Below are 19,551 nucleotides of genomic sequence, written 5' to 3'. Positions count from 1 at the left end.
AGGGAGACCTACGGTGCGATCATGCGGCGCTTATGTGGAATCGTCCTGCTGGTCATCGGGGTCATGAGCGTTACGGGCTGCACGCCCCGCGTGGTCGGGACGGCCGGAATCAGTGTCGACCCCCAGGGGCATCCCCTCATCGTCCTGGCCTGGTGCGGTGACAACGCACCCGAGGGGGTGCGGGTCGCCCGCTTCGACCCCCATCGGATACTTCCTGCTCCCCGAGAACACGAACGCCGGGATCACCTTCCCTCCTGAGCGATGTCCACGCCCCACGGCCGGAGCTTGTCGGGGTTGCGGACGGCCCAGATGTGGGTGATCCGGTGGTCCGTGATCTCGAACGCGAAGACCGTCATGGTGACGCCGTCCTCTTGGGCGACCAGGCCCGGCTGGCCGTTGACCGTGCGTTCGAGGAGCGTCTGGCCGTGGAACCTGTCCCGGAGGCGGAGCAGGGAGCGCACGATCCGCTCGGCACCCTCGACCGGGTGAAGCGCGGCCCTGACCAGGCCGCCGCCGTCGCTGGTCACCGTGGCGCCGGGGTCGAGAAGACCGATGAGGGCGGTGACGTCCCCGGCCTCCAGGGCGTGCTTGAAGTCCTTGACGATCCGGGCCTGCCGGGAGGCCGGGGCCGCGGGGGTGTGCGCGTCGCGGATGCGACGGCGGGCCGACGAGGCGAGCTGGCGGCAGGCCGCCGGGGTACGGCCGACGATCTCGGCCACTTCGGCGAAGGCGTAGCGGAAGACGTCGTGCAGGATGAACGCCACCCGTTCGGCCGGGGTCATCGACTCAAGCACAACGAGGAAGGCCATGTTGACCGACTCGTCCAGGGTGACCCGGTCCGCCGGATCGACGCTGGTCCACTCCGTGGGTTCGGGCAGCGGCTCGGGAACCCACTCACCCACGTAGGTCTCCCGCCGGACCCGCGCCGAGGAGAGCACGTTGAGACAGATCCGGCTGGCGACCCTGGTCAGCCAGGCCCCCGGCGACACGATGGCGTCCTGCTCCGGCCGGGACATGGCGTACCAGCGGGCGTAGGTCTCCTGGACGACGTCCTCCGCGTCGGCCAGGGAACCCAGCATCCGGTACGCCAGATTGATCAGCTGACGCCGTTCACCCATGATCACGCTCAGGCCGGGATCAACCGGTTCCGACGGAATGGCCATGGTGCCTCCGCACCCCCTTCGTTCGTCTCCGCCCTCATCCGTCCGACAGGACAGCGTGGCGAACTGTGAGGTCCTCACACATCGGGCCTCCACGCTGTCGGACGGGGCAGGTCAGGAATCGAGAAGGGAAACCTCCCCATGTCCACACCTTCCCACCGGGTCGTCGTCATCGGAGGCGGCTACGCGGGCACGCTCGCGGCCAACCGTCTGCGTGCGCACCCCGGCATCGACATCACGCTGGTCAACCCCCGCCCGGAGTTCGTCGAGCGGATCCGGCTGCACCAGCTCGTGGCCGGTACCGGCGAGGCCACGGCGGGCTACGACACACTGCTCGGCGAGGGCGTCCGGCTGGTCGTCGACAGCGCCACCCGCATCGAAACGGCCACCCGCACGGTACGGCTGGCCTCGGGCGAGGCGCTGGACTACGACCACGTCGTCTACGCGGTCGGCAGCACCGGGGCGATCCCGGCCTCGGTGCCCGGCGCGGCCGAGCACGCCTTCGACGTCGCCGAACTGGAGTCCGCACGACGGCTGCGCGCCGGTCTGGAGGAGTTGGCCCCGGACGCCCCGGTCACCGTGGTCGGTGGCGGCCTGACCGGCGTCGAGACGGCCGCCGAACTCGCCGAACAGGGACGGAAGGTCACGCTGGTGTGCGGCAGGACGCTGGCGCCCTCACTGAGCGAGCCGGGCCGCAGGTCAACGGCAAGATGGCTGACGCGGCACGGCGTGGCGGTGATCGAGGGGGCCACGGTGCGCGAGGTACGGCGGGACGCGGTCGTCTTCGACGACGGCGGGGTGCGCGCGAGCGCGCTGACCATCTGGGCGGCCGGTTTCGGCGTGCCGGGTCTGGCCGCCGCGAGCGGGCTGCGCACCGACGCGCTCGGCCGGTTGCTCACCGACGAGACGCTGACCAGCCTCGACGACGAGCGTGTCGTCGCCGCCGGGGACGCCGCGGCCCCATCGGGACAGCCGCTGCGGATGAGCTGCCAGGCCGCCGGGCCGCTCGGGGCGCGGGCCGCCGACACGGTGCTGAGCCGCGTCGCGGGGGCCGCCCCGGCGTTGATCGACCTGGCCTTCGTCGGGTCGTGCGTCAGCCTCGGCCGCCACGCGGGTGTCCGGCAGTTCGCCCGCAAGGACGACACCGCGACGAACCTCTACTTCGACGGCCGGGTGGCGGCGATGTACAAGGAGTTCACCTGCAGGTTCGCGATGTCGAGGATCCGCCGCGAGGCCCGCAGGCCGGGTTCCGCGACCTGGTTCAAGGGCGGCCCACGGGGCGACGCCGCCCTCAGATGAGACCCGCGTCGTGGGCGAGAAGCGCGATCTGGGTGCGGTTGTCCAGACCGAGCTTGGTGAGGATGCTGGAGACGTGGCTCTTCACCGTCGTGACGCCCATGGCGAGTTCGGCGGCGATGTCGGCGTTCGACCGGCCCCGCGCGATCGCGAGGGCCACCTCGTGCTCGCGCGGGGTCAAGGTGGCCAACGTGGCACGGGCCCGTTCGTAGGAGTCGGCATGGGTGAGCGTGCGCTCCACCAGCCGCCGGGTGACGCCCGGCGACAGGATCGGATCACCCGCCGCGACCCGGGTGATCGCCTCGACGATCAGCGCGGGTGGGGTGTCCTTGAGCAGGAACCCGCCGGCGCCCGCGCGCAGCGCGTGCAGGATGTTCTCGTCGGTGTCGAAGGTCGTCAGCACGATCACCTCCGGCGGGCGCGTCCTGGCGCGTAACCGGCGGGTGGCGGTGATGCCGTCCACCCGGGGCATCCGCAGGTCCATCAGGACGACGTCGGGGGCGTGGGCGTCGGTCTCGGTGATCGCCTGCATGCCGTCGGCCGCCTCACCGACGACGGTTATGCCCGCGGCGCCGTCCAGCATCATGGACAATCCGGCGCGGACCAGGGCGTCGTCGTCGACCAGGAGCACACGAATCACGCGGGCCATGGTAACCACGCCCGGAGCAGGAACCGCCCGTCGCTCTCGTGGTGGTCGAGCCGCCCGCCCGCCAGTCGTACCCGCTCGGTGAGCCCGACCAGGCCGACGCCGCCACCGGGCGGGGCCGGGGGCGCGTCCGGGGAGGGCAGCGGGTTGGTGACGGTGATCGTCAGGCGGGTTCCCGGGGAACCGTCCAGCGACACCTCGACCGGCCGGCCGGGGGCGTGCTTGCGGGCGTTGGTCAGCCCCTCCTGGACGACGCGGTAGCCGGTCCTCCCGACGGCGGGCGGCACGTCACCGGCGGTCTCGTCGCTGAGGTACACGCTCTGGCCCGCCTGCCGCGCCTCGTCGGCCAGCCTCGGCAGGTCGGCCAGCGTGGGCCAGGGCTCCCGCCTGTCCGAGAGCCCGCCCGGGAGGTCGTCCGAGGAGTCGTCCTCCTCACGCAGCAGGCCGATGACCTGGCGCAACTCCTCAAGCGCCTGGTGCACCCCGGAGCGGACCACCCCGGCGGCCCGGGAGAGCCGCTCGGGGGAGGAGTCGGGACGATACTCCAACGCCCCGGCGTGGGTGGCCACCAGCGAGAGGCGGTGGGCCAGCACGTCGTGCATCTCCCTGGCGAGCTTGCGGCGCTCGGCCGTCCGCGCCTCGGCGACCTTCCTGCCCTGTTCGGCCTCGGCGCGGTGGGCGCGTTCACGCAACGAGGCGAGCAGGGCGCGGTGGGAGCGGGCCAGCGTCCCCCAGCCGAGGAGCGCGCCGTACGAGGAACAGATCAGCAGCAGCCACCAGCCCAGGGAGATGCCGGAACTGGGCCGCCACAGGCCCTGGACCAGATGGGCCGCGGCACCCGCGACCGCCACCCCGGCGGCGAGGGGAAAACGCCCGCGCTGGGCCACCTGCAGCGCGCCCATCGTCGCCGCGGGCGTCCCCGTGGGGGAGACCGCGGCCAGGAGCGTGGCGGCGAGCGCCCCGGGGACCGGCCACCACAGCTGGGCGAGCGCCGCGACCAGGCTCGCCACCGCGACCGCGACGTCCAGCCACATCAGGGCCCCGCCGCTCAACCCCCACAGCGTCGCGCCGGTGAGCGCTCCGATCCCGAGGACCACACCGGCGACCGCCGCCGACCACGGGGACAACATCTCGCTCATCGGCTCAGGCTAACCACGGGTACGGCGACGCCGTCACCTACCAAAGGAGGACCCCGGCCCTGCCGGGGGAGGGCCGGAGGCGGCCACGCGCCGGATGTGGCGGACCACCCGGCCGGGCCATCCTCCTCGGCATGAACATCTCCGGTGGAAGACACCTCAGCACCGTGCTCGTCGCCCCCGTCGCCGCCCTGGCCGTCTGGATCCTGGCGGTTCCCGTGAGCGGGACGAGGGTGACCGTACGGATGGGCGAGGAAACACAGACTCTGGGCCCGGTGCCGGTGGTCGTGGCCGGTCTGGTGGCCGGGCTCGCCGGCTGGGCGCTCCTGGCCCTCCTCCGGCGCCGGGTCTCCCGGCCGCGCCGTACCTGGACGATCGTCGCGGTGACCGTGTGGCTGCTGTCGTTCCTCGGCCCGCTGGGCAGCTCCGTCGGCGGCGGGACCATGCTCGTGCTGCTCCTGATGCACCTGGTCGTCGGCGCCGTCATCGTCGTGGGCCTGGGCCGGGCTCCCGGGGAGGAACGGGGATGAACCGGTGGCCCGGTCGTGCTCTCACCGGTTCCTGCGGCGCCGGTGGTAGGCGTACGCGGTGACGCCGAGCAGGGGTCCCCACAGCAGCAACGGCAGGTAGCAGACGTAGAAGGTCGCGGCCTCCCAGCCGCCCGCCTCGGTGGGGAAGGCCGAGGGGATCGGCTCGCCGCGCAGGGTGACTCCGGCGAAGTGGGTGACGAAGGTGATCGTCCACACGGTCGTCAGGACCACGGCGCCGAGGGCCGCCGGGACGATGACGAACAGTCTCGGTATTCCCCGGCCACGCAACCCCGGGACCCAGCGCGGGAACCGTTCACCCCAGGCGGCGACCAGTCCGACCGCCGTGAACGCCACCAGTTCCGACACGATCGACAGCAGGACGACGTACGCTCGTTCGCCGACGCCGACCCCGCCGTCGAACACGATGGGCAGCCGCCAGAGGCCGGACGGCAGCACCGTGAACGGCACGGCGTAGGCGGTGATCCGCGCCCAGCGGGGAACCCCGGCCACCGGGGTGTGGGCCGCTCTCCACATGGCGCGCGTCGGGCCACCGGCCGGTGGCGCGTCGGTTCTCGTCATGCCGCTCACGCTATGAACGGCCAGGCCGGACGACCTCCCCCAGGTGGGGGAGGTCGCCCGGAGACCGGTCGGCTAACGTCGGTCCCCGTGAGGCGCCCCATCGTCACGGCCCTGCGGGCCGGGATCTACCAACTGCTCGGCGCCGCGCTGCTCACCCCGGTCGCCGTGGTGCTCGGCCTGCTGATCCTGGCCGAACCGACACCGGGACGTCTGGTGGTGCTGTGGGCCGCGTGCCTGCCCGCCGCGGTGCTGCTCGCCATGACACCGCTGATGCGGCGCCTTGAGGTGACCGCCCTGTCGGAACTGCTCGACGTCACCGTGCCCAGGCGGGCCGACCGCGTCTACCTGGTCGTCCTGACCAGCCTGCACCTGTACGGCGGCGCCACGCTCAGCGCCGGCGCGCTGGCGCTGTCTCCCGCCCTGCTGCCGTCGTTCGGGTCACGGCGGGCGTCCGGTGACCTGCCCGAGGCGCTCGCGCTGGCCGTCGCCGTACTGGCCGCGATGGTCGCCGCGGGGTTCGGCCAGCGTTGGGCGGCGCGTCGTCTGCTGCGCGCCGAGCCGTCACAGGTGATCGACGAACTCGGCCGCCGCCAGACCCTCGCCCTGGAGTTGCACGACTCCGTCGGCCACGCTCTCAGCGTCGTCCTGGTGCAGGCCATGGCCGCCGAGGTGGCGCTGGGGCGGACCGAGCCCGCACTCGTCGCGCGGTCGCTCGGCCATCTGACGGACATCGCCCGACACGCCCAGCAGGACCTCGACGTGTTGCTGACCGTGCTCGACGACGGCACAACCGCCGAGGGTCCCACGCTGGAGGAACTCGGCACGCTCACCCGGGGTCTTGACGTGCGGACGAACGTCGCCGACCTCGGCAGGGTGCCCGCCCCGGTCTCGCGTACGGCCTACGCCATCCTCAGGGAGGCGCTCACCAACGCCCTGCGCCACGGCGACGGCCCGGTCACCGTTGACGTCACCGTCGGTGCCGACCTGGTCCTGACCGTGAGGAACACGACCACGGGAACCGCCGGTGAACAGGGACGCGGCCTGACCGGTATGCGCATGCGGGCCCGCCTCGCCGGTGGGACGTGCGCCTGGGAGGAGGAGGGCGAGACGTGGCGCGTCCAGGCGAGGCTGCCGCTGTGATCCGGGTCGTCCTGGCCGACGACGAGAAGCTGATCCGTTCGGGATGGGCGACCATCCTCTCCCTCCACGACGACATCGAGGTGGTGGCCGAGGCCGCCGACGGCCGGGAGGCCGTCGAGGCGGGCGTCGGTGCGGACGTCGTGCTGATGGACGTCCGGATGCCCCGCATGGACGGCCTGGCCGCGACCCAGGAACTCGTTCACCGCTCCCCGGCGACCCGCGTCGTCGTGGTCACCACGTTCGAGAACGACCAGCTCGTCTGGGGTGCGCTGCGTGCCGGTGCCGCGGGCTACGTGCTCAAACGCGCCCCCGTCCACGAACTGGTCGAGGCCGTACGGCTGGTGCACTCGCGCGACGCCGTCCTCTTCCCCGACGCGCTGCGCCGCATCGCCTCCCCCCACGTCAGTACGGCCAGGCGCCGCGTTCCGGTCGAGTTGACCCCCCGTGAGCTGGACGTTCTGCGGCACATCTCGCTCGGGGAGAACAACATGGAGATCGCGGCGGCGTTGCGCGTGACGAGGGAGACGGTCAAGACGCACGTCGGCAACGTCCTGGACAAGCTCGGCGCCCGGGACCGCACCCAGGCGGCCGTTCTCGCCTACGAACTCGGCCTGATCTTCGCGGGTACCCTCGCCGACTCCCGTGGCGGCGCGCTACGCCGCCGTGAGTAGGCCAGCAGTGCGGCGCCCATCAGCGGTCCCCAGACGGGGCACGGGAACAACAGGACGAACAGGACACCGTCCAGTGCCGAGCCGCTCTGCACGGCCCCGGCCAGCACCCCCGGGGCCGAGACGCACAGGACGACGGTCGCGAAAAGGCCGGGACCGACGGCCAGCACCACCGGGACGGGCCGCCCACCGACCCGGGGCACCCACCGGGGGAAGACCTCGCCCCAGCGGCTGATCAGGCCCAGCGTCAGAACGACGGACAGGACCGAACCCATGCCGATCGTGAACCCCTGAAGCCGGGTGGCCGCGTCGATGTTCGCCGAGACGAGGAACTCGATGCGGCCGGTCCTCGGGTCGTAACCGCCCAACGGCCACGGCGTCACCCAGGACAACCGTGCCAGCGCGTACGGCACGCCGCAGCAGGCGGTCAGGATCGTGACGGTCTTCCCCCACCTCGGGTTCGCCGTCCCACGCTCATGGGCGAACGATCCGTACGCCAGCCACGCCCACCCGACCGTGATGGCCGCCATCACCCACGACCAGGCGATCCGCCCGCCGTACACGCCGAACCCGACGGCGAGGTTGGTCAGGTAGCGCGAGATCACGTCGGTCGTGGTCAGCCCCAGCACCAGCCCGGTCAGGAGCAGGACCGCCGTCACGTACGCGACGGGTCGCCGCCGTACGCACCCCACGACCACCAGCGCTCCCACTGCCAGGAAGACGACCGGGACCAGGAGGTAGCCGATGGACGACAGTACGGACGCGTCTGACATGACCAGGAGGAAGAAGACACTCTGCGCCGCGGCGCCCACACCGACAAGTTTCGGCCGGGACCGGATGCCCAGCGCCAGCAGCACCCCCAGCACCCCGGAGGCCACCAGCAGGCCAACGCCCACGTCGCGTTCGATCCAGTGGTTGAAGCCAACCGTGACCCTGCTGGCCGCGCCGTACGGATAACCGCCGGGGACGAACCACCACAGGGCCGCTACCGCCAGCGTGACCAGGGAAACCACCGATGCCGACAACCGGCGCATTGCTCATCCTCCCGATCCGGAACCCACCGGCCCCGAGCCTGGTCGTCGGCGGACGGAGGAGCCTCCCCCACGTGGGGGAGGGCGTATACCCGTTGCCGCGATCACCGGGGCGGGGGGACACTGCGGCATGGATCCCGACGAGTTACGTCAGACCTGGGGTCACCGGGACGCTCCGCATGGTCATCCCCGACTGGGACTCCATGGGCATGGCGTGGGTGGAGTTCGACGGCGCCTTCCAGGGCAACGGCATCCCGCCCGGAGCCGGGGGAGTCCTGAACGTGGCCGACGCCGCCCAGGAGGCGATCATGGAGGTGATCTGGAGGGCGTGGCCCGTCTGCCCGGTGCACGACCGGGGTCTGTACACCGAAGCGGAGAACGAGACCGCCGTATGGCGCTGCACGGCCGATGAAGGACACACGGTGGCCCCGATAGGCGAACTCCCTCCTCTGCCCCGGCGCCGAGGCCGCGTCAGATGAGCCCCCGGCCTTCGCAGGTTCCGCGCCGCTCCACGCCGCCTTCAGGGAGCCCAACCTCATCGTGATCGACCAGGTCACCCGCGCCCACATGGAAGCCGCGATCACGGCACTCGTCGACGGCCGCTTCGACCTGGTCCCCGAGGAGGGAAAGTGAGGGCCGCCGTGGTCTCAGCCGGGTGGAGTCATCGCCGGGATGCGGGAACCTCAACCGAGTAGCCGCCAGGAAGATGGGCCTTCGTGAGCTCCTGGACAATGTCCGCGCCCTGGTTCTCGGCCGCACTCCAGTAAGCGTGAAAGCGTTTCCTGTCCACCGTGGTGCTCTCGATTTTCGTGGCAGGAAACCTGCTGATGTTGGCAGTTCGCCCGCTCACGGCCCGGTGTGGGTTCCGTGAAAGTCTTTGGTCCATCGCATCCGCCAGGGAGGATCCACCTCGCATTTCACGGTGCGGTGCGGCTCCTCCCCCCGTACGGCTGTCAGAGGAAGGTGGCGACATGATTCGCGTCGCACGAAAGATCTCCACGATCGGTGTGGTCGCGGCCACTGCGGTCACCCTGTGGGGAACGGCCGCCCAGGCCGCCCAGGCGAACAGCGGTTCGGCACCGACGGCGAATGTCAGTGAAGAGGGCCACTGGGAGCGTTACTGGTACAACAGCTGGGACCAGTGCAACGAGGACAAGCGGGGATACCAGTTGGTGAACTACTGGGTGGACGGGTGTTACGGCGGGATCGGCACCTACTACCTTGACGTTCATCTCCCCTATTGACCCCGAGCCTTTTCGGCTGGGCCTTTTCGGCCTGAAGCCGCAGGGTGTGGACGCGGCGTGGTGAGTCGCGTCTGATCGTCAGTCGTCGACCAAGATCAATCTTTGCGCCGGCTGCTTTCGGCCGTTTTCATATCGTGCCGGGCTTTCGTCGTCACATCAGACGTCGTCCGGCCTGACCGGTCGCCACCGCCCGGCGACCGGTTCTCTCTGGCGCCGCATCGACCCCGGCCGCCAAGCTCTGCTCGTTCTCGTGCGTCTCCGTGAAGGAGAGACCCTTGCCGAGGGCACAGCCGGGTTCGGGGTCGGTGCGGTCGTCCACGCCAGACTCGGCCGGATCCATCGGTCGCACGCGACCTCACCGGCCTCCGGCTTTCTCAGGCGCCTGGTTCAGGACCTGGTAGAGAACGTGTTCCTGCCATTTTCCGGCGATTTTGAGGTACTGCGGAGCGATTCCGTAGGGAACGAATCCGTTGCGCTTCAGGACGCGCTGGGATGCCGTGTTGTGGATGAGCGTCTCAGCCTGGAGGCGGTGCAGCCCCAGTTCTGTGAAGGCGATCTCCTTGGTCTCGGCCACGGCCCTGGTGGCGATTCCCCGGCCGTTGTGGGTCCTGCTGACCCAGTAACCGACGCTGCCCGACTGGAAGGCGCCCCGGGTGATGCCGCTGACGGTGAGCCTGCCGACGAGTGTTCCGGCGTCGTCGAGGATCGCGAGCGGGAGCATCGTGCCGTCGGAGTACGCCCTGAGCGCCGTTTCGAGGAGGTCGCGCTGTGTGGCGACGGTGAAGAAGTCGTCGTCGCGGGTGGGTTCCCACGGGGCCAGGAAGTCGCGGTTCTCTCTCAGTCGTTCCACCAGTGAGGGTGCGTCCTCCACTGAGACAAGCCGTGTGTTGCCCATGCGAGGCACCTGCCTTGGTCGTGGTCTTCCACGTGCGGACAGCATACTTTGTAGTGATTTTTCCGGCGCTGTGTCGACGGACGTCGACGGGCGCCCCGGACCCGGCGGCACCGTCCGTCCAGGCTCGCCGTCCCGCGTGCCCAGGGGGAGAGCCGGTCCAGGAGGTCGCCCCCGGGCAGGTCGGTTCCGCGGATGTGGGACGCCCCGGCGGGCGCCTTCTTTTCGGTCCTGGGCCGTGGACGTGGAAGGGCACGCGGCAGTCGCCCTCGTTTCCCCCCACCACGCCGTCCAACTGGGAAGACTCATGCGCCGACCTTCGCCGGGGACGTGGGCCACCCGTGCGTACGGCAGGGAAGCAAGGTATAAATGCCAATATTCTGCGTAATTTAGGAACGGCGCATGGGAACGGTCGGTGTAGACGTGACGAGCTCCGATATCCGGTTCTCCGTCCTTGGTCCGCTGACCGTGACGCGGAAAGGCGTCGAACTGGATCTCGCCCCCCGGCTGAAGACCCTGCTCGCCACACTGCTCGTCGCCCAGGGCAAGGTCGTCTCCGTCGACCGCGTCATCGACGCCCTGTGGAACAAGGACGTCCCCAAAACCGCCGTCGCCACCATGCACTCCTACGTGACCAACCTCCGCCGGGCGATCGAGCCGGACCGGCCTCCCAGGGCGGTACACGGGATCGTGGACCGGCAGGGCCCCGGGTACGTGCTCCGCGCACGTCCGGAGTCGGTGGACGCCGAATGGTTCGTCTCACTCGCCGAACGCGGCGCCCGGGCGCTGGACAGCGATCCCGCGGCCGCGGTGGAGGACCTGTCGGCCGCGCTCTCCCTCTGGCGGGGCCCCGCCTACCTCGACCTGCGGGACAGCGAGGTGGTGGCGGCCGAGATCGCCCGGCTGGAGAGCGCCCGGCTTGAGGCCCGCCAGAACCACGCCTTCGCTCTGATCGCCGCCGGAGCGGCGACCTCGGCCGTCGTCGAGCTTGAGGCGCTGGTCCGCGAGGACTCCCTGGCCGAACGCGCCTGGGAACTGCTCGCACTCGCCCTCTACCGGACCGGACGGCAGAGTGACGCGCTGGGCGCGCTGCGCACCGCCCGTGACCATCTGCTGGAGGAACTGGGAGTCGATCCCGGCCCCGCGCTGCGTGCCATGGAGTCCGCGATCCTGAACCAGGATTCGGCGCTGGACGAGAACGTTTCACCGTCGGACTCGCGTTCCGTCGTGACACGGCCGCTGCCGGACTCGACGCCGGGCATCCGGGTCCCCACACCGCTGACCAGGCTGATCGGCCGAGACGACGACGTGGCGGCCGTCGGGGACCTGCTCGGGGCCCATCGACTGGTGACGATCACCGGGCCCGGCGGGGCGGGCAAGACACGCACCGCGTTCGAGGCGGCCAGGCGGTACGGCTCGGGCGAGGGGCCGTGGGCGGTGCTCCTGGCCGACCTGACCGACCTGGCACTCCTGCCCAGCCTCGTCGGCGCCGCGATGGGGGCGCCGTTCGTCAGGGGCGCCGAGGAACTGATCACGATCATCGGTGACCGGGAGGTCCTGCTCGTCCTCGACAACTGCGAGCACCTGGTGGAGGGCGTGGCCGCCCTGGCCGAGATGGTGCTGTCGCGCTGCCCGCACCTGCGGCTGCTGGCCACGAGCCGGGAGGCGCTGGCGATCACGGGAGAGGTCACCTGGGAGATCCCGCCGCTGGACCCCGAAGGCCCCGGCGTCGAACTGTTCGTCGAACGGGCCACGGCCCTGCGGCCGGGCTGGCAGCCCCGCCATTCGGAGCGGGAGCTCATGGCGGAGATCTGCCGCGACCTCGACGGACTGCCACTGGCGATCGAACTGGCCGCCGCGCAGACGCGCGTCCTGTCACTGGAACAGATCACCGACGGCCTCGCCGACCGGTTCGGCCTGCTCGCCACGACATCCCGTACGGCCCCGGCACGGCACCGCGACCTGGAAGCGGTGATCGAGTGGAGCGTCCGCCTTCTCACCGAGGACGAGCGGGAACTCCTGGGCCGCCTCGCCCTCTTCGAGGGGGGATTCGACCTGGAGGCGGCCCAGTGGCTGACCGACCGGTCCCGGATACTGCCGAACCTGAGTGCCCTGATCTCCAAGTCGCTGGTCAGGTCCGAGACCGAGGGCACTCCCCGGCGCTACCGGATCCTGGAGACGATCAGGCAGTACGCGGGGCGCCTGCTGACCGGCGACGAGGCGGGTCGTTGGGCGGACCGGCACCTCGCCTGGGCGACGGAGCTGGCCGAGACGGCGAGCCGGCGGCTGAGGTCGCTCGACGCCGACACCTGGATGCGCCGACTCCAGCACGAACAGGCCAACATGCGGGCGGCGCTGGGCCACGCCATGGTCACGGGTGACGTCGACCGCGCCCTGCGGCTCGCCTGCGCCCTGTCGTGGTACTGGTATCGCACCGGGTACGCGCACGAGGGAATCAGCTGGCTGACCAGGACGCTCGACGCCGCCGGTCCCGATCACCAGGGGCGCGGGCAGGCACTGCTTGGCCGGGCGATGCTGCGCTACCTCGTGGGCGACGCCGTGGGCGGCAACAACGACGCCGTCCACGCCTCGGAGGCGGCGGAGCGGTCCGGTGAGATCGAGATCCTCGCCCGCAGCCTGCCGTACCGAGCCTACTTCCAGCAGCTCACCGGCGACTCGGCGCTGGCGCAGGAGCTGATCCAGGAGGCGGCCCGGCTCGTCCCGGCCGTCGGTCTGCCATGGGTCGAGGCGGAGATGATGATGATCCGCGGTCAGATCACCAGGGCGACGGGGAACTTCCCGCTCGCCGCCACACAGCTCATCCAGGCCGCGGACATCAGCGACCTGTGCGGGCACGACTGGGCGTCCATCTCGGCGTGGTGGATCGCCGCGAAGGTGTCCATGGACCTGGGCGAAGCGGAGCGGGCGATCCGGCAGGCCGCGCACGCCGTCGTCCAGCTCGATCGGAGCCTCGACGTCACCAGCTGGCTGGCCGTCGTGCACGTGCTGGGCGGCGCGCTCGGTATGGCGGGGAGGGCGAAGGAGGGCGCCATGCTGCTCGGCGCGGTGCAGGCCATCGGCGGCCGGGTCGGTTACTCCCCCGAGATCATGGACCCGGTGGACGGCCGGCGTAACGTCGCCGCCGTACGCTCGGCGCTTCCTGAGGACGACTTCCGCCGGGCCCTCGCCGCCGGTCAGGCTCTGAGCAGGGACGACGTGACCGCGATGGCCCGCGAGCTGGTCGGAGACGCCCAGGGAGACCGCGGAACGCGGGCGACGCTCCCCGGCCACCGGTGAGCCGGTGACCGCCGGGCTCAGCCGGTCTTCCTGACGTGTGACGTTCCCGCCGAGAGCGGTGTGCCGTCCTGGCTGAGCGGACGGAGACGGGCGAGCTCCCGCCCACGTTCGTCGACGAGGAAGGAGCGCGGCTCGTCCGGGGCGAAGGCGTGGCGCTCACCCCACTGGCGGAGGGCGACGACGGTCGTGAAGAGGTCCTGCCCGGCCTCGGTGAGCCGGTAGGTGTGCCGTCTGCCGTCGGTTGCGGCGCTCCGGTCGAGGATGCCGTACTCGACGAGCCTGCGGAGCCGGTCGGTGAGGATGTTGCGGGCGATCCCGAGCCGCCGGCGGAACTCGGTGAAGGTCGTCGCCCCGTCCATCGCGTCGCGGACGATCAGCAGGCTCCACCGGTCGCCCACCAGGTCGACGGTCCGTGCGACCGGGCAGGCCGGGTCTGTCCAGGCGTTTCCCGCAGCGGGTGTGACGTCCACCGGCCCCTCCACGATGAGTTGCAATCTGAAACCATTATGCCCCAATCTGGATAGGTTGCATTTTGAAACCTTTTGGGGGTGGCATGTCGTCAGGACTGACCGGAAGGCAGCGGACCGTGCTCGCGCTGGTGTGCGCGGTGGCGGTGTCGGCCGTCTACGGCATCCAGCCCGTCCTTGAGGCCGCGGGCGAGGACCTCGGGCTCGGGGAAGGGGCGTTGGGCCGGCTGGCCGCCGCCGGGCAGATCGGCTACCTCGCGGGACTGGTGCTGCTGGTCCCGCTCGGTGACCTGTTCGACCGCCGCGGCCTCATCACCGCGCACCTGCTGCTCACGGCGGTGGGCGCCGGGGTGGCCGCGACCGCGCCCAACGGCGGCGTCGCGATCGCGGGACTGGCCCTGGCCGGGCTGTTCGCCGTGGTCGTCCAGACCACGGTGGCCTACGTCGCCGCCGTCTCACCGGCCGGCGAACGTGGCCGCGACATCGGGACGGTCACCTCGGGCGTGGTCGTCGGGATCCTCGGCGTGCGCGTGCTCTCGGGCACGCTGGGCGAGCTGGCCGACTGGCGTACGGCCTACCTCGTGATCGCGGGGCTCTGTGTGACGCTCGCGTTCGCCGTCCGGCTCACCCTCGGGGCCGAGACCCGCCGCCCCCGGGTCCGGTACGGCCCGCTGCTCGCGTCGCTGGGGCGGTTGGTCGTCGGCGACCGGCTCCTGCTCAGCCGTGGACTGGTCGCGTTCTTCCTGTTCGCCTCCTTCGGCACGCTGTGGAGCGGGCTGGCGCTCCCGCTCGGTGCCGCGCCGTGGCGTCTCGGCACCACCGAGATCGGCCTGTTCGGGCTCGCGGGCCTCGCCGGGGCGCTGGGCGCGGCCAGGACCGGCCGATGGGCCGACCGGGGCCTGGCGTCCTCGGTCACCGGCTGGTCGCTGGCCCTGCTCACCGCCTCCTGGCTGCTGATCGCCCAGGCGGGGACGTCGCTGTGGCTGCTGGTCGTCGGCGTCGTCGTCCTGGACTTCGCCGTACAGGCCGTGCACGTCAGCAGCCAGCACCTGCTCACCACCGCCCACCCCGACCGCGGCAGCGGTGTCATCGGCGCCTACATGGTCTTCTACTCCCTCGGCTCCGCGCTCGGCGCGGTCACCACGACCTGGGCCCACAGCGTCGCGGGATGGCCGGCCGCGAGCCTGTTCGGTGCCTGCTACGCCGCGCTCGGACTCCTCACCGCCCTCTCGACCCGGCGTCTCACCACCCCGGCGCGAGCGCGGTCAACGCCATAGGTCCTGTTCGCCGGGTCGGCGCGGACCGAGGATACGTCGCTGGTCCGCGGTGATCCGAAGGTCGTTGACGCTCGCCTCGCGTCGTCGCATCAGTCCTTCGGCGTCGAACTCCCAGAGCTCGTTGCCGTGGCTGCGCCACCACCGCCCGTCGGTGTCGTGCCATTCGTACTGGAACCGTACGGCGATCCGGTCGCCGGTGAACGCCCAGAGCTCCTTGCGGAGCGCGTAGCCGAGTTCCTTCGCCCACTTGCGGGTCAGGAAGGCGATGATCTCATCCCGGCCGGTGACGAACTCGTCGCGGTTACGCCAGACCGAGCCGGGTGTGTAGGCGAGTGCCACGCGCCGCGGGTCGCGGGTGTTCCAGGCGTCCTCCGCGGCCTGGACCTTGGCGCGGGCGGTCTCCGAGGTGAAGGGCGGGACGGGTGGACGGGTCATGAGTACTCCCTGATCAGAGGATTATGGCCTGCACGGGGCAGGCGCGGGCCGCCTGCTCAACGGCGGGCCACGACGCGTCGGCGGGCGCGGCGTCGTACACCAGTTCGTCGTTGTCGTCGAGGGTGAACACCTCCGGGGCGGCGAACACGCACTGGGCGTGGGTCTGGCACAGGGTCATGTCGACACGGACGCGCATGGTTCTCCTTCAGCGGTAAGGGGTCTCAGGCGGGGTTGAAACGGGAGTGTCCGCCGAAGGACCACCGCTGGGGGAGACCACCGGTGATCTCGACGGCTCGCTCGACGTCGAAATCGACCAGCCGTTGCGCACCCGGTACGGCGGTCGCACGGTCAGGGTCCCAGTCGACCCGGGCCCGGCCCGTCAGATGCAGGGTCCTGCCGTTCTCCCAGTCGGGGAACAGCAGCCCGCAGCGCGGTTCGAGTTCGAGGTTGCCCAACGTCATGTACATCGAGTTGCCGACATAGTCGGGCCAGGTCAGCCGGCGGCCGCCGGTCACCGTGACGAAGCCGGGGTTACCGCCGCGATGCGACGCGTCGGCCCCCAGCCCCGCCGCGTACGTGCCGACGAAGAACGTGTCGGCCGCGGCGATCCACCGCCGCTGCCCGGCGGTGAGCTCCTCGGTGACGAGCGCTGTCCCGCGCGCCGGGAACGAGTCTTCGACATAGGTACGGGTTTGTAGGTATTTCGGGCAGTTGGAGTACACCTGCTCGGTGTGTATCAGGAGCCGGTCCCCGTGCCGGCGGCCCCGGCCGTTGACGCGCATCCGTCTCCGGGTGGCGGGCTCGATCGCGAGCATCCCCACCTGCCGCCCGGTGCCGGGAAGGCCGTCGAAGAGGCCTTCGAGGGGATCGCCGGTCCCGGGCAACCGGTCGACCGCGACGGTGCGGTCGTCGGCGGCGGTGGTGAATCCGGGCGGGCCGGTGAGCATCGTGACCCATGCCGCGCCTGTCTCGTCGGGGGCCGAGAGCACCACCAGACGCTGCAGACCGAGGAACTCCGCGGCCACCGGCGGGATGCTCGTCCCCACACCGGCGGATCCCCAGCCGTCGGCGGTCACCCCGGCGTGGCGCTGCACCACGTGTTCGCCTTGGTGGAACATGGCGATCCTCCTAGAAGAAACCGCAGGTCGGGGCACCTTGGGTAGGCGCCGGCGCGGTGTCGGCGCCGCTCGGCGCGTAGATCTCCAGGCGGATGCCGTCCGGATCGGTGAAGAACACACCGCCGGAGGACGCCCCCTCGCCGTGCGGGACGACCCCGTCGTGGACCGGCCGCACGCCGAGCTCGCGCAGGGTGGCCTCGGCACGACGGACGGCCTCGATGTCGGGCACCTGGAACGACAGGTGGTGCAGGCCGGGCCGGTCGACGGGGAAGACGCCGCCGCTCTGCTGCCACAAGGTGACCATCAGGGTTCCCTCGCGGCCGAGGAAGGCGAATCTGCGCTCGCCGTCACTCCGCTCGTCCAGGACCTCGAAGCCGAAGACCTGACGGTAGAAGGCGACGGAGCGCGTCAGGTCGGTCACGTTCAGGCCGACGTGCCCGGTTCGCAGGGCCGGTGTGCTCATGGGATGCCTCCAACTTTTCTAACGGTTCAATTCCTCTGACGCCATTAGAATATGCCGGGTGTCTCTAACGCTGTCAACCGGGATGTACCGTTAGAAGGGTGAAAGTGGCAGACCTCGTGAGCGGTGGCGCTCCGCTCCTCGGCGAACCGCCGCCCGTCGAGCTGGGCAACACCGCGTACGCCGTGAGAGGCCGTCCCAAGGACGGTCTGCGAAGCGTCGAGCACCTGGGCGCGTGGCTGCGCGACATGCGCCCGCGCCTCGCGGTCGACCTCACCGACGCCGACATCCACGGCGTGACCGACCGTGACCTGTGCCTGGCCAGGGAGCTGAGGGACGCCATCGGGGCACTCTCCGCCGCGACCGTGGACGGCCGCGACCTTGATCCGGACGCGGTCGCGACCCTCAACCGGCACGCGGGCCGGACCCCCCGCTGGCGTGAGCTGCGCACCGCTCCCGAGCCGCACACGGTGGTGCGCTTCGAGGGCCGTCCCGTCGCCGCCGTGTTCGCCGCGCTGGCCGAGGAGGCCGCCGACCTGTTCGCCGGGCCGTCGCGCCGTCAGCTTCGCGCCTGCCACGGTCCGGGCTGTGTGCTGCACTTCGTCCGCGACACCCCGCGGCGCGAGTGGTGCTCACCCGGCTGCGGCAACCGGGCGCGAGCGGCCCGGCACTACGCCAGGGTCCGGAAGGGGGACGACGACTGATCGGCGCGCGAGTGCCCTCCACGCCGCCGGTTCAGCCGAAAGTACGCCCGATCCCCGGACGATCGGCCGACTCGAATCGGGCCTTTCTTGCGATGAGTTGATACAGGCGAAAAAGTCACGATCCCCTCATGACCGAGAGCAGCGTGAGGGGCGCGAGGCCCCAGAAGATCCAGAAGGCCCGGCGGGGCTCCAGGGTCCCCGGATGGGTGGGGCCGACCGGCCTGATCGCGCTCAGCGTGATCCCGGTGGTCGCCGGTGCGCTCCGGCTGGGAGAGGTGGCGGGAGGCGCGGCGGTCACCCCCGCCAACGCGCGGTTCCTCGCGACGCCGCTCCCCGTGGTGCTGCACATCATCGGGGCGTCCGTCTACGGCATCGTGGGCGTCTTCCAGTTCGCGGGGGAGTTCCGGCGCCGGAGGCCGGGCTGGCACCGTACGGCAGGCCGGGTCCTCGTCGGGTGCGGACTCGTGGCCGCGCTCTCCGGCCTGTGGATGACCGTGTTCTACCCTCGCCCACCGGGCGACGGCGACCTCCTGGCGCTGTTCCGGCTCGTGTTCGGCACGGCGATGACGGTCTCCCTGGTGCTCGGCCTCGCCGCCGTCCTGCGGAGGGACCTTCGCCGCCACCGCGCCTGGATGATCCGCGGCTACGCGATCGGCGTGGCCGCGGGCACCCAGGCGTTCACCCAACTCCCCTGGATGCTCCTCGTCGGCCCCCTCGACGAGATCCCCAGGGCCCTGCTCGTGGGCGCCGGATGGGTCATCAACCTCGCCGTGGCCGAGTGGATCATCCGCAGGCCCTAGCCACGCTCACGCGGGGTGACGGTCAGCTCCGGACTCCGGGCGAGCAGCAGTCCCAGCGTGGCGTACCCGGCGACCAGGTGACCGGCGCCGATCCATCGTCCGACGGGCTCGCCCAGCAGCCACAGCGACGGGATGGCCACGAACGCCCAGCTCTCCGCGACCAGAGGCCACCACCGCAGCACTCCCCGCCACCGTCCGGCGAACGCGAGTTTCACCCCGATCGTGAACATGCCCAGCATCGACAGCGGCCAGAAGACGTCGAGTACGGCCAGCCATGTGGCGCCGCGCGCCTCGACGGGCAGGATCCCGTGCAGCAGCGACCACAGGCAGGCCGGGACGAGCAGCACCGTCTCGACCCTGAGCAGGATCACGGAGGCGCGCGAGGTCCCGGTCGCCCGGGTCCGCAGCTGCGCCGTGACCAGCGCGAACAGGCCGATCTGGAAGAGCAGTGCGGTCAGGTCGTTGATCCGCGAGCCCGGCCCGTCACCGTGGGGGCCGAACAGGACGTTGCTCACCACCCAGGGCAGCGTGCAGACCGTCAGCCCGAGCCCGAGGTTGCGGATCGTGTCACGGTGCCCGGCGGGCGGGGAGCCGGCGGCCCTCGTATCCATACGCCCCTGCGCATCCATCGTCGGTCGGCTCCTTTCCACGAGGGCCGCCGGTGCGCCGCC

General features: G+C 71.2%; 24 protein-coding genes. 11 read left to right on the top strand and 13 right to left on the bottom strand.

Going from position 1 to position 19,551, the window contains the following annotated elements:
- The first annotated feature begins 21 nt into the window (after positions 1 to 21).
- Entirely contained in the window at positions 22 to 258 is a 237-nt protein-coding gene (locus tag ACIBVQ_RS24265) for a hypothetical protein (RefSeq protein WP_399180096.1), read from the top strand.
- On the opposite strand, the gene sigJ is transcribed toward ACIBVQ_RS24265, so the two are convergent.
- Complete coding sequence (gene sigJ / locus ACIBVQ_RS24260; protein WP_399180094.1) at positions 243 to 1,163, bottom strand: RNA polymerase sigma factor SigJ; 921 nt, start codon at positions 1,161 to 1,163, stop codon at positions 243 to 245. The genes ACIBVQ_RS24265 and sigJ overlap by 16 nt on opposite strands.
- A 138-nt stretch (positions 1,164 to 1,301) precedes the next feature.
- Here sigJ and ACIBVQ_RS24255 point away from each other — a divergent pair, with 138 nt between their 5' ends.
- Positions 1,302 to 2,459, top strand: a complete 1,158-nt coding sequence (locus tag ACIBVQ_RS24255; RefSeq protein WP_399180092.1) for an NAD(P)/FAD-dependent oxidoreductase — start codon at positions 1,302 to 1,304, stop codon at positions 2,457 to 2,459.
- On the opposite strand, the gene ACIBVQ_RS24250 is transcribed toward ACIBVQ_RS24255, so the two are convergent.
- Positions 2,452 to 3,105: a response regulator gene (locus ACIBVQ_RS24250; RefSeq protein WP_399180090.1), complete on the bottom strand. Its 654-nt coding sequence runs from the start codon at positions 3,103 to 3,105 to the stop codon at positions 2,452 to 2,454. The genes ACIBVQ_RS24255 and ACIBVQ_RS24250 overlap by 8 nt on opposite strands.
- Entirely contained in the window at positions 3,093 to 4,241 is a 1,149-nt protein-coding gene (locus ACIBVQ_RS24245; protein WP_352015965.1) for a histidine kinase, read from the bottom strand. The genes ACIBVQ_RS24250 and ACIBVQ_RS24245 overlap by 13 nt, the downstream gene beginning before the upstream one ends.
- 131 nt (positions 4,242 to 4,372) lie before the next feature.
- Here ACIBVQ_RS24245 and ACIBVQ_RS24240 point away from each other — a divergent pair, with 131 nt between their 5' ends.
- Positions 4,373 to 4,768, top strand: a complete 396-nt coding sequence (locus ACIBVQ_RS24240; RefSeq protein ID WP_352015966.1) for a DUF6069 family protein — start codon at positions 4,373 to 4,375, stop codon at positions 4,766 to 4,768.
- Positions 4,769 to 4,789: 21 nt separating this feature from the next.
- Here the strand turns inward: ACIBVQ_RS24240 and ACIBVQ_RS24235 are convergent, their stop codons facing one another.
- Positions 4,790 to 5,347, bottom strand: a complete 558-nt coding sequence (locus ACIBVQ_RS24235; protein WP_399180087.1) for a hypothetical protein — start codon at positions 5,345 to 5,347, stop codon at positions 4,790 to 4,792.
- A gap of 87 nt (positions 5,348 to 5,434) precedes the next feature.
- On the opposite strand from ACIBVQ_RS24235, the gene ACIBVQ_RS24230 reads away from it, so the two are divergent.
- A complete protein-coding gene (locus ACIBVQ_RS24230; RefSeq protein ID WP_352015968.1) occupies positions 5,435 to 6,487 on the top strand; it encodes a histidine kinase in 1,053 nt (350 codons plus the stop codon).
- Positions 6,484 to 7,158, top strand: coding sequence for a response regulator transcription factor (locus ACIBVQ_RS24225; RefSeq protein WP_352015969.1), 675 nt, complete (start codon positions 6,484 to 6,486; stop codon positions 7,156 to 7,158). The genes ACIBVQ_RS24230 and ACIBVQ_RS24225 overlap by 4 nt, the downstream gene beginning before the upstream one ends.
- Here ACIBVQ_RS24225 and ACIBVQ_RS24220 read toward each other — a convergent pair.
- Positions 7,086 to 8,189: a hypothetical protein gene (locus tag ACIBVQ_RS24220; RefSeq protein ID WP_399180085.1), complete on the bottom strand. Its 1,104-nt coding sequence runs from the start codon at positions 8,187 to 8,189 to the stop codon at positions 7,086 to 7,088. The genes ACIBVQ_RS24225 and ACIBVQ_RS24220 overlap by 73 nt on opposite strands.
- A gap of 176 nt (positions 8,190 to 8,365) precedes the next feature.
- Here ACIBVQ_RS24220 and ACIBVQ_RS24215 point away from each other — a divergent pair, with 176 nt between their 5' ends.
- Both ACIBVQ_RS24215 and ACIBVQ_RS24210 read left to right on the top strand, forming a co-directional pair.
- Positions 8,366 to 8,665: a hypothetical protein gene (locus tag ACIBVQ_RS24215; RefSeq protein ID WP_399180083.1), complete on the top strand. Its 300-nt coding sequence runs from the start codon at positions 8,366 to 8,368 to the stop codon at positions 8,663 to 8,665.
- Positions 8,666 to 9,157: 492 nt separating this feature from the next.
- The gene (locus tag ACIBVQ_RS24210; RefSeq protein ID WP_352015973.1) at positions 9,158 to 9,430 is read left to right on the top strand and encodes a hypothetical protein; all 273 of its coding nucleotides are present in this window, start codon (positions 9,158 to 9,160) and stop codon (positions 9,428 to 9,430) included.
- Between the two features lie 151 nt (positions 9,431 to 9,581).
- Here ACIBVQ_RS24210 and ACIBVQ_RS24205 read toward each other — a convergent pair whose 3' ends face one another.
- Positions 9,582 to 9,770, bottom strand: coding sequence for a hypothetical protein (locus tag ACIBVQ_RS24205; RefSeq protein ID WP_399180080.1), 189 nt, complete (start codon positions 9,768 to 9,770; stop codon positions 9,582 to 9,584).
- Between the two features lie 15 nt (positions 9,771 to 9,785).
- Positions 9,786 to 10,325 carry a GNAT family N-acetyltransferase gene (locus tag ACIBVQ_RS24200; RefSeq protein WP_399180078.1) on the bottom strand — a complete coding sequence of 180 codons (540 nt, stop codon included), beginning with the start codon at positions 10,323 to 10,325 and terminating at the stop codon, positions 9,786 to 9,788.
- 420 nt (positions 10,326 to 10,745) lie between these two features.
- On the opposite strand from ACIBVQ_RS24200, the gene ACIBVQ_RS24195 reads away from it, so the two are divergent.
- The gene (locus tag ACIBVQ_RS24195; RefSeq protein ID WP_399180076.1) at positions 10,746 to 13,619 is read left to right on the top strand and encodes an AfsR/SARP family transcriptional regulator; all 2,874 of its coding nucleotides are present in this window, start codon (positions 10,746 to 10,748) and stop codon (positions 13,617 to 13,619) included.
- Positions 13,620 to 13,636: 17 nt separating this feature from the next.
- Here the strand turns inward: ACIBVQ_RS24195 and ACIBVQ_RS24190 are convergent, their stop codons facing one another.
- Positions 13,637 to 14,113: a winged helix-turn-helix transcriptional regulator gene (locus tag ACIBVQ_RS24190; protein ID WP_399180074.1), complete on the bottom strand. Its 477-nt coding sequence runs from the start codon at positions 14,111 to 14,113 to the stop codon at positions 13,637 to 13,639.
- A gap of 59 nt (positions 14,114 to 14,172) precedes the next feature.
- On the opposite strand from ACIBVQ_RS24190, the gene ACIBVQ_RS24185 reads away from it, so the two are divergent.
- Positions 14,173 to 15,363, top strand: coding sequence for an MFS transporter (locus ACIBVQ_RS24185; protein ID WP_399180072.1), 1,191 nt, complete (start codon positions 14,173 to 14,175; stop codon positions 15,361 to 15,363).
- Here ACIBVQ_RS24185 and ACIBVQ_RS24180 read toward each other — a convergent pair.
- From ACIBVQ_RS24180 to ACIBVQ_RS24165, 4 genes are read right to left on the bottom strand one after another with little or no spacing between them, the layout of a single operon-like run.
- Positions 15,352 to 15,798, bottom strand: a complete 447-nt coding sequence (locus ACIBVQ_RS24180) for a nuclear transport factor 2 family protein (RefSeq protein ID WP_362913736.1) — start codon at positions 15,796 to 15,798, stop codon at positions 15,352 to 15,354. The genes ACIBVQ_RS24185 and ACIBVQ_RS24180 overlap by 12 nt on opposite strands.
- Before the next feature lie 13 nt (positions 15,799 to 15,811).
- A complete protein-coding gene (locus ACIBVQ_RS24175) occupies positions 15,812 to 15,994 on the bottom strand; it encodes a ferredoxin (RefSeq protein ID WP_352015979.1) in 183 nt (60 codons plus the stop codon).
- Between the two features lie 25 nt (positions 15,995 to 16,019).
- Positions 16,020 to 16,916 (bottom strand): pyridoxamine 5'-phosphate oxidase family protein, encoded by an 897-nt coding sequence (locus ACIBVQ_RS24170; protein WP_386191831.1) that lies wholly within the window; start codon positions 16,914 to 16,916, stop codon positions 16,020 to 16,022.
- A gap of 10 nt (positions 16,917 to 16,926) precedes the next feature.
- Entirely contained in the window at positions 16,927 to 17,379 is a 453-nt protein-coding gene (locus ACIBVQ_RS24165) for a VOC family protein (RefSeq protein ID WP_362913740.1), read from the bottom strand.
- Between the two features lie 98 nt (positions 17,380 to 17,477).
- Here ACIBVQ_RS24165 and ACIBVQ_RS24160 point away from each other — a divergent pair, with 98 nt between their 5' ends.
- Complete coding sequence (locus ACIBVQ_RS24160) at positions 17,478 to 18,080, top strand: CGNR zinc finger domain-containing protein (protein WP_399180069.1); 603 nt, start codon at positions 17,478 to 17,480, stop codon at positions 18,078 to 18,080.
- 128 nt (positions 18,081 to 18,208) lie between these two features.
- Complete coding sequence (locus ACIBVQ_RS24155; RefSeq protein ID WP_399180067.1) at positions 18,209 to 18,880, top strand: DUF2306 domain-containing protein; 672 nt, start codon at positions 18,209 to 18,211, stop codon at positions 18,878 to 18,880.
- Here the strand turns inward: ACIBVQ_RS24155 and ACIBVQ_RS24150 are convergent.
- Entirely contained in the window at positions 18,877 to 19,491 is a 615-nt protein-coding gene (locus tag ACIBVQ_RS24150; RefSeq protein WP_352015984.1) for a hypothetical protein, read from the bottom strand. The genes ACIBVQ_RS24155 and ACIBVQ_RS24150 overlap by 4 nt on opposite strands.
- Positions 19,492 to 19,551: the final 60 nt, after the last annotated feature.

Source organism: Streptosporangium sp. NPDC049376, assembly GCF_044466505.1.
Lineage (GTDB): Bacteria > Actinomycetota > Actinomycetes > Streptosporangiales > Streptosporangiaceae > Streptosporangium.
This window is presented reverse-complemented; position numbering and strand designations above follow the sequence as displayed.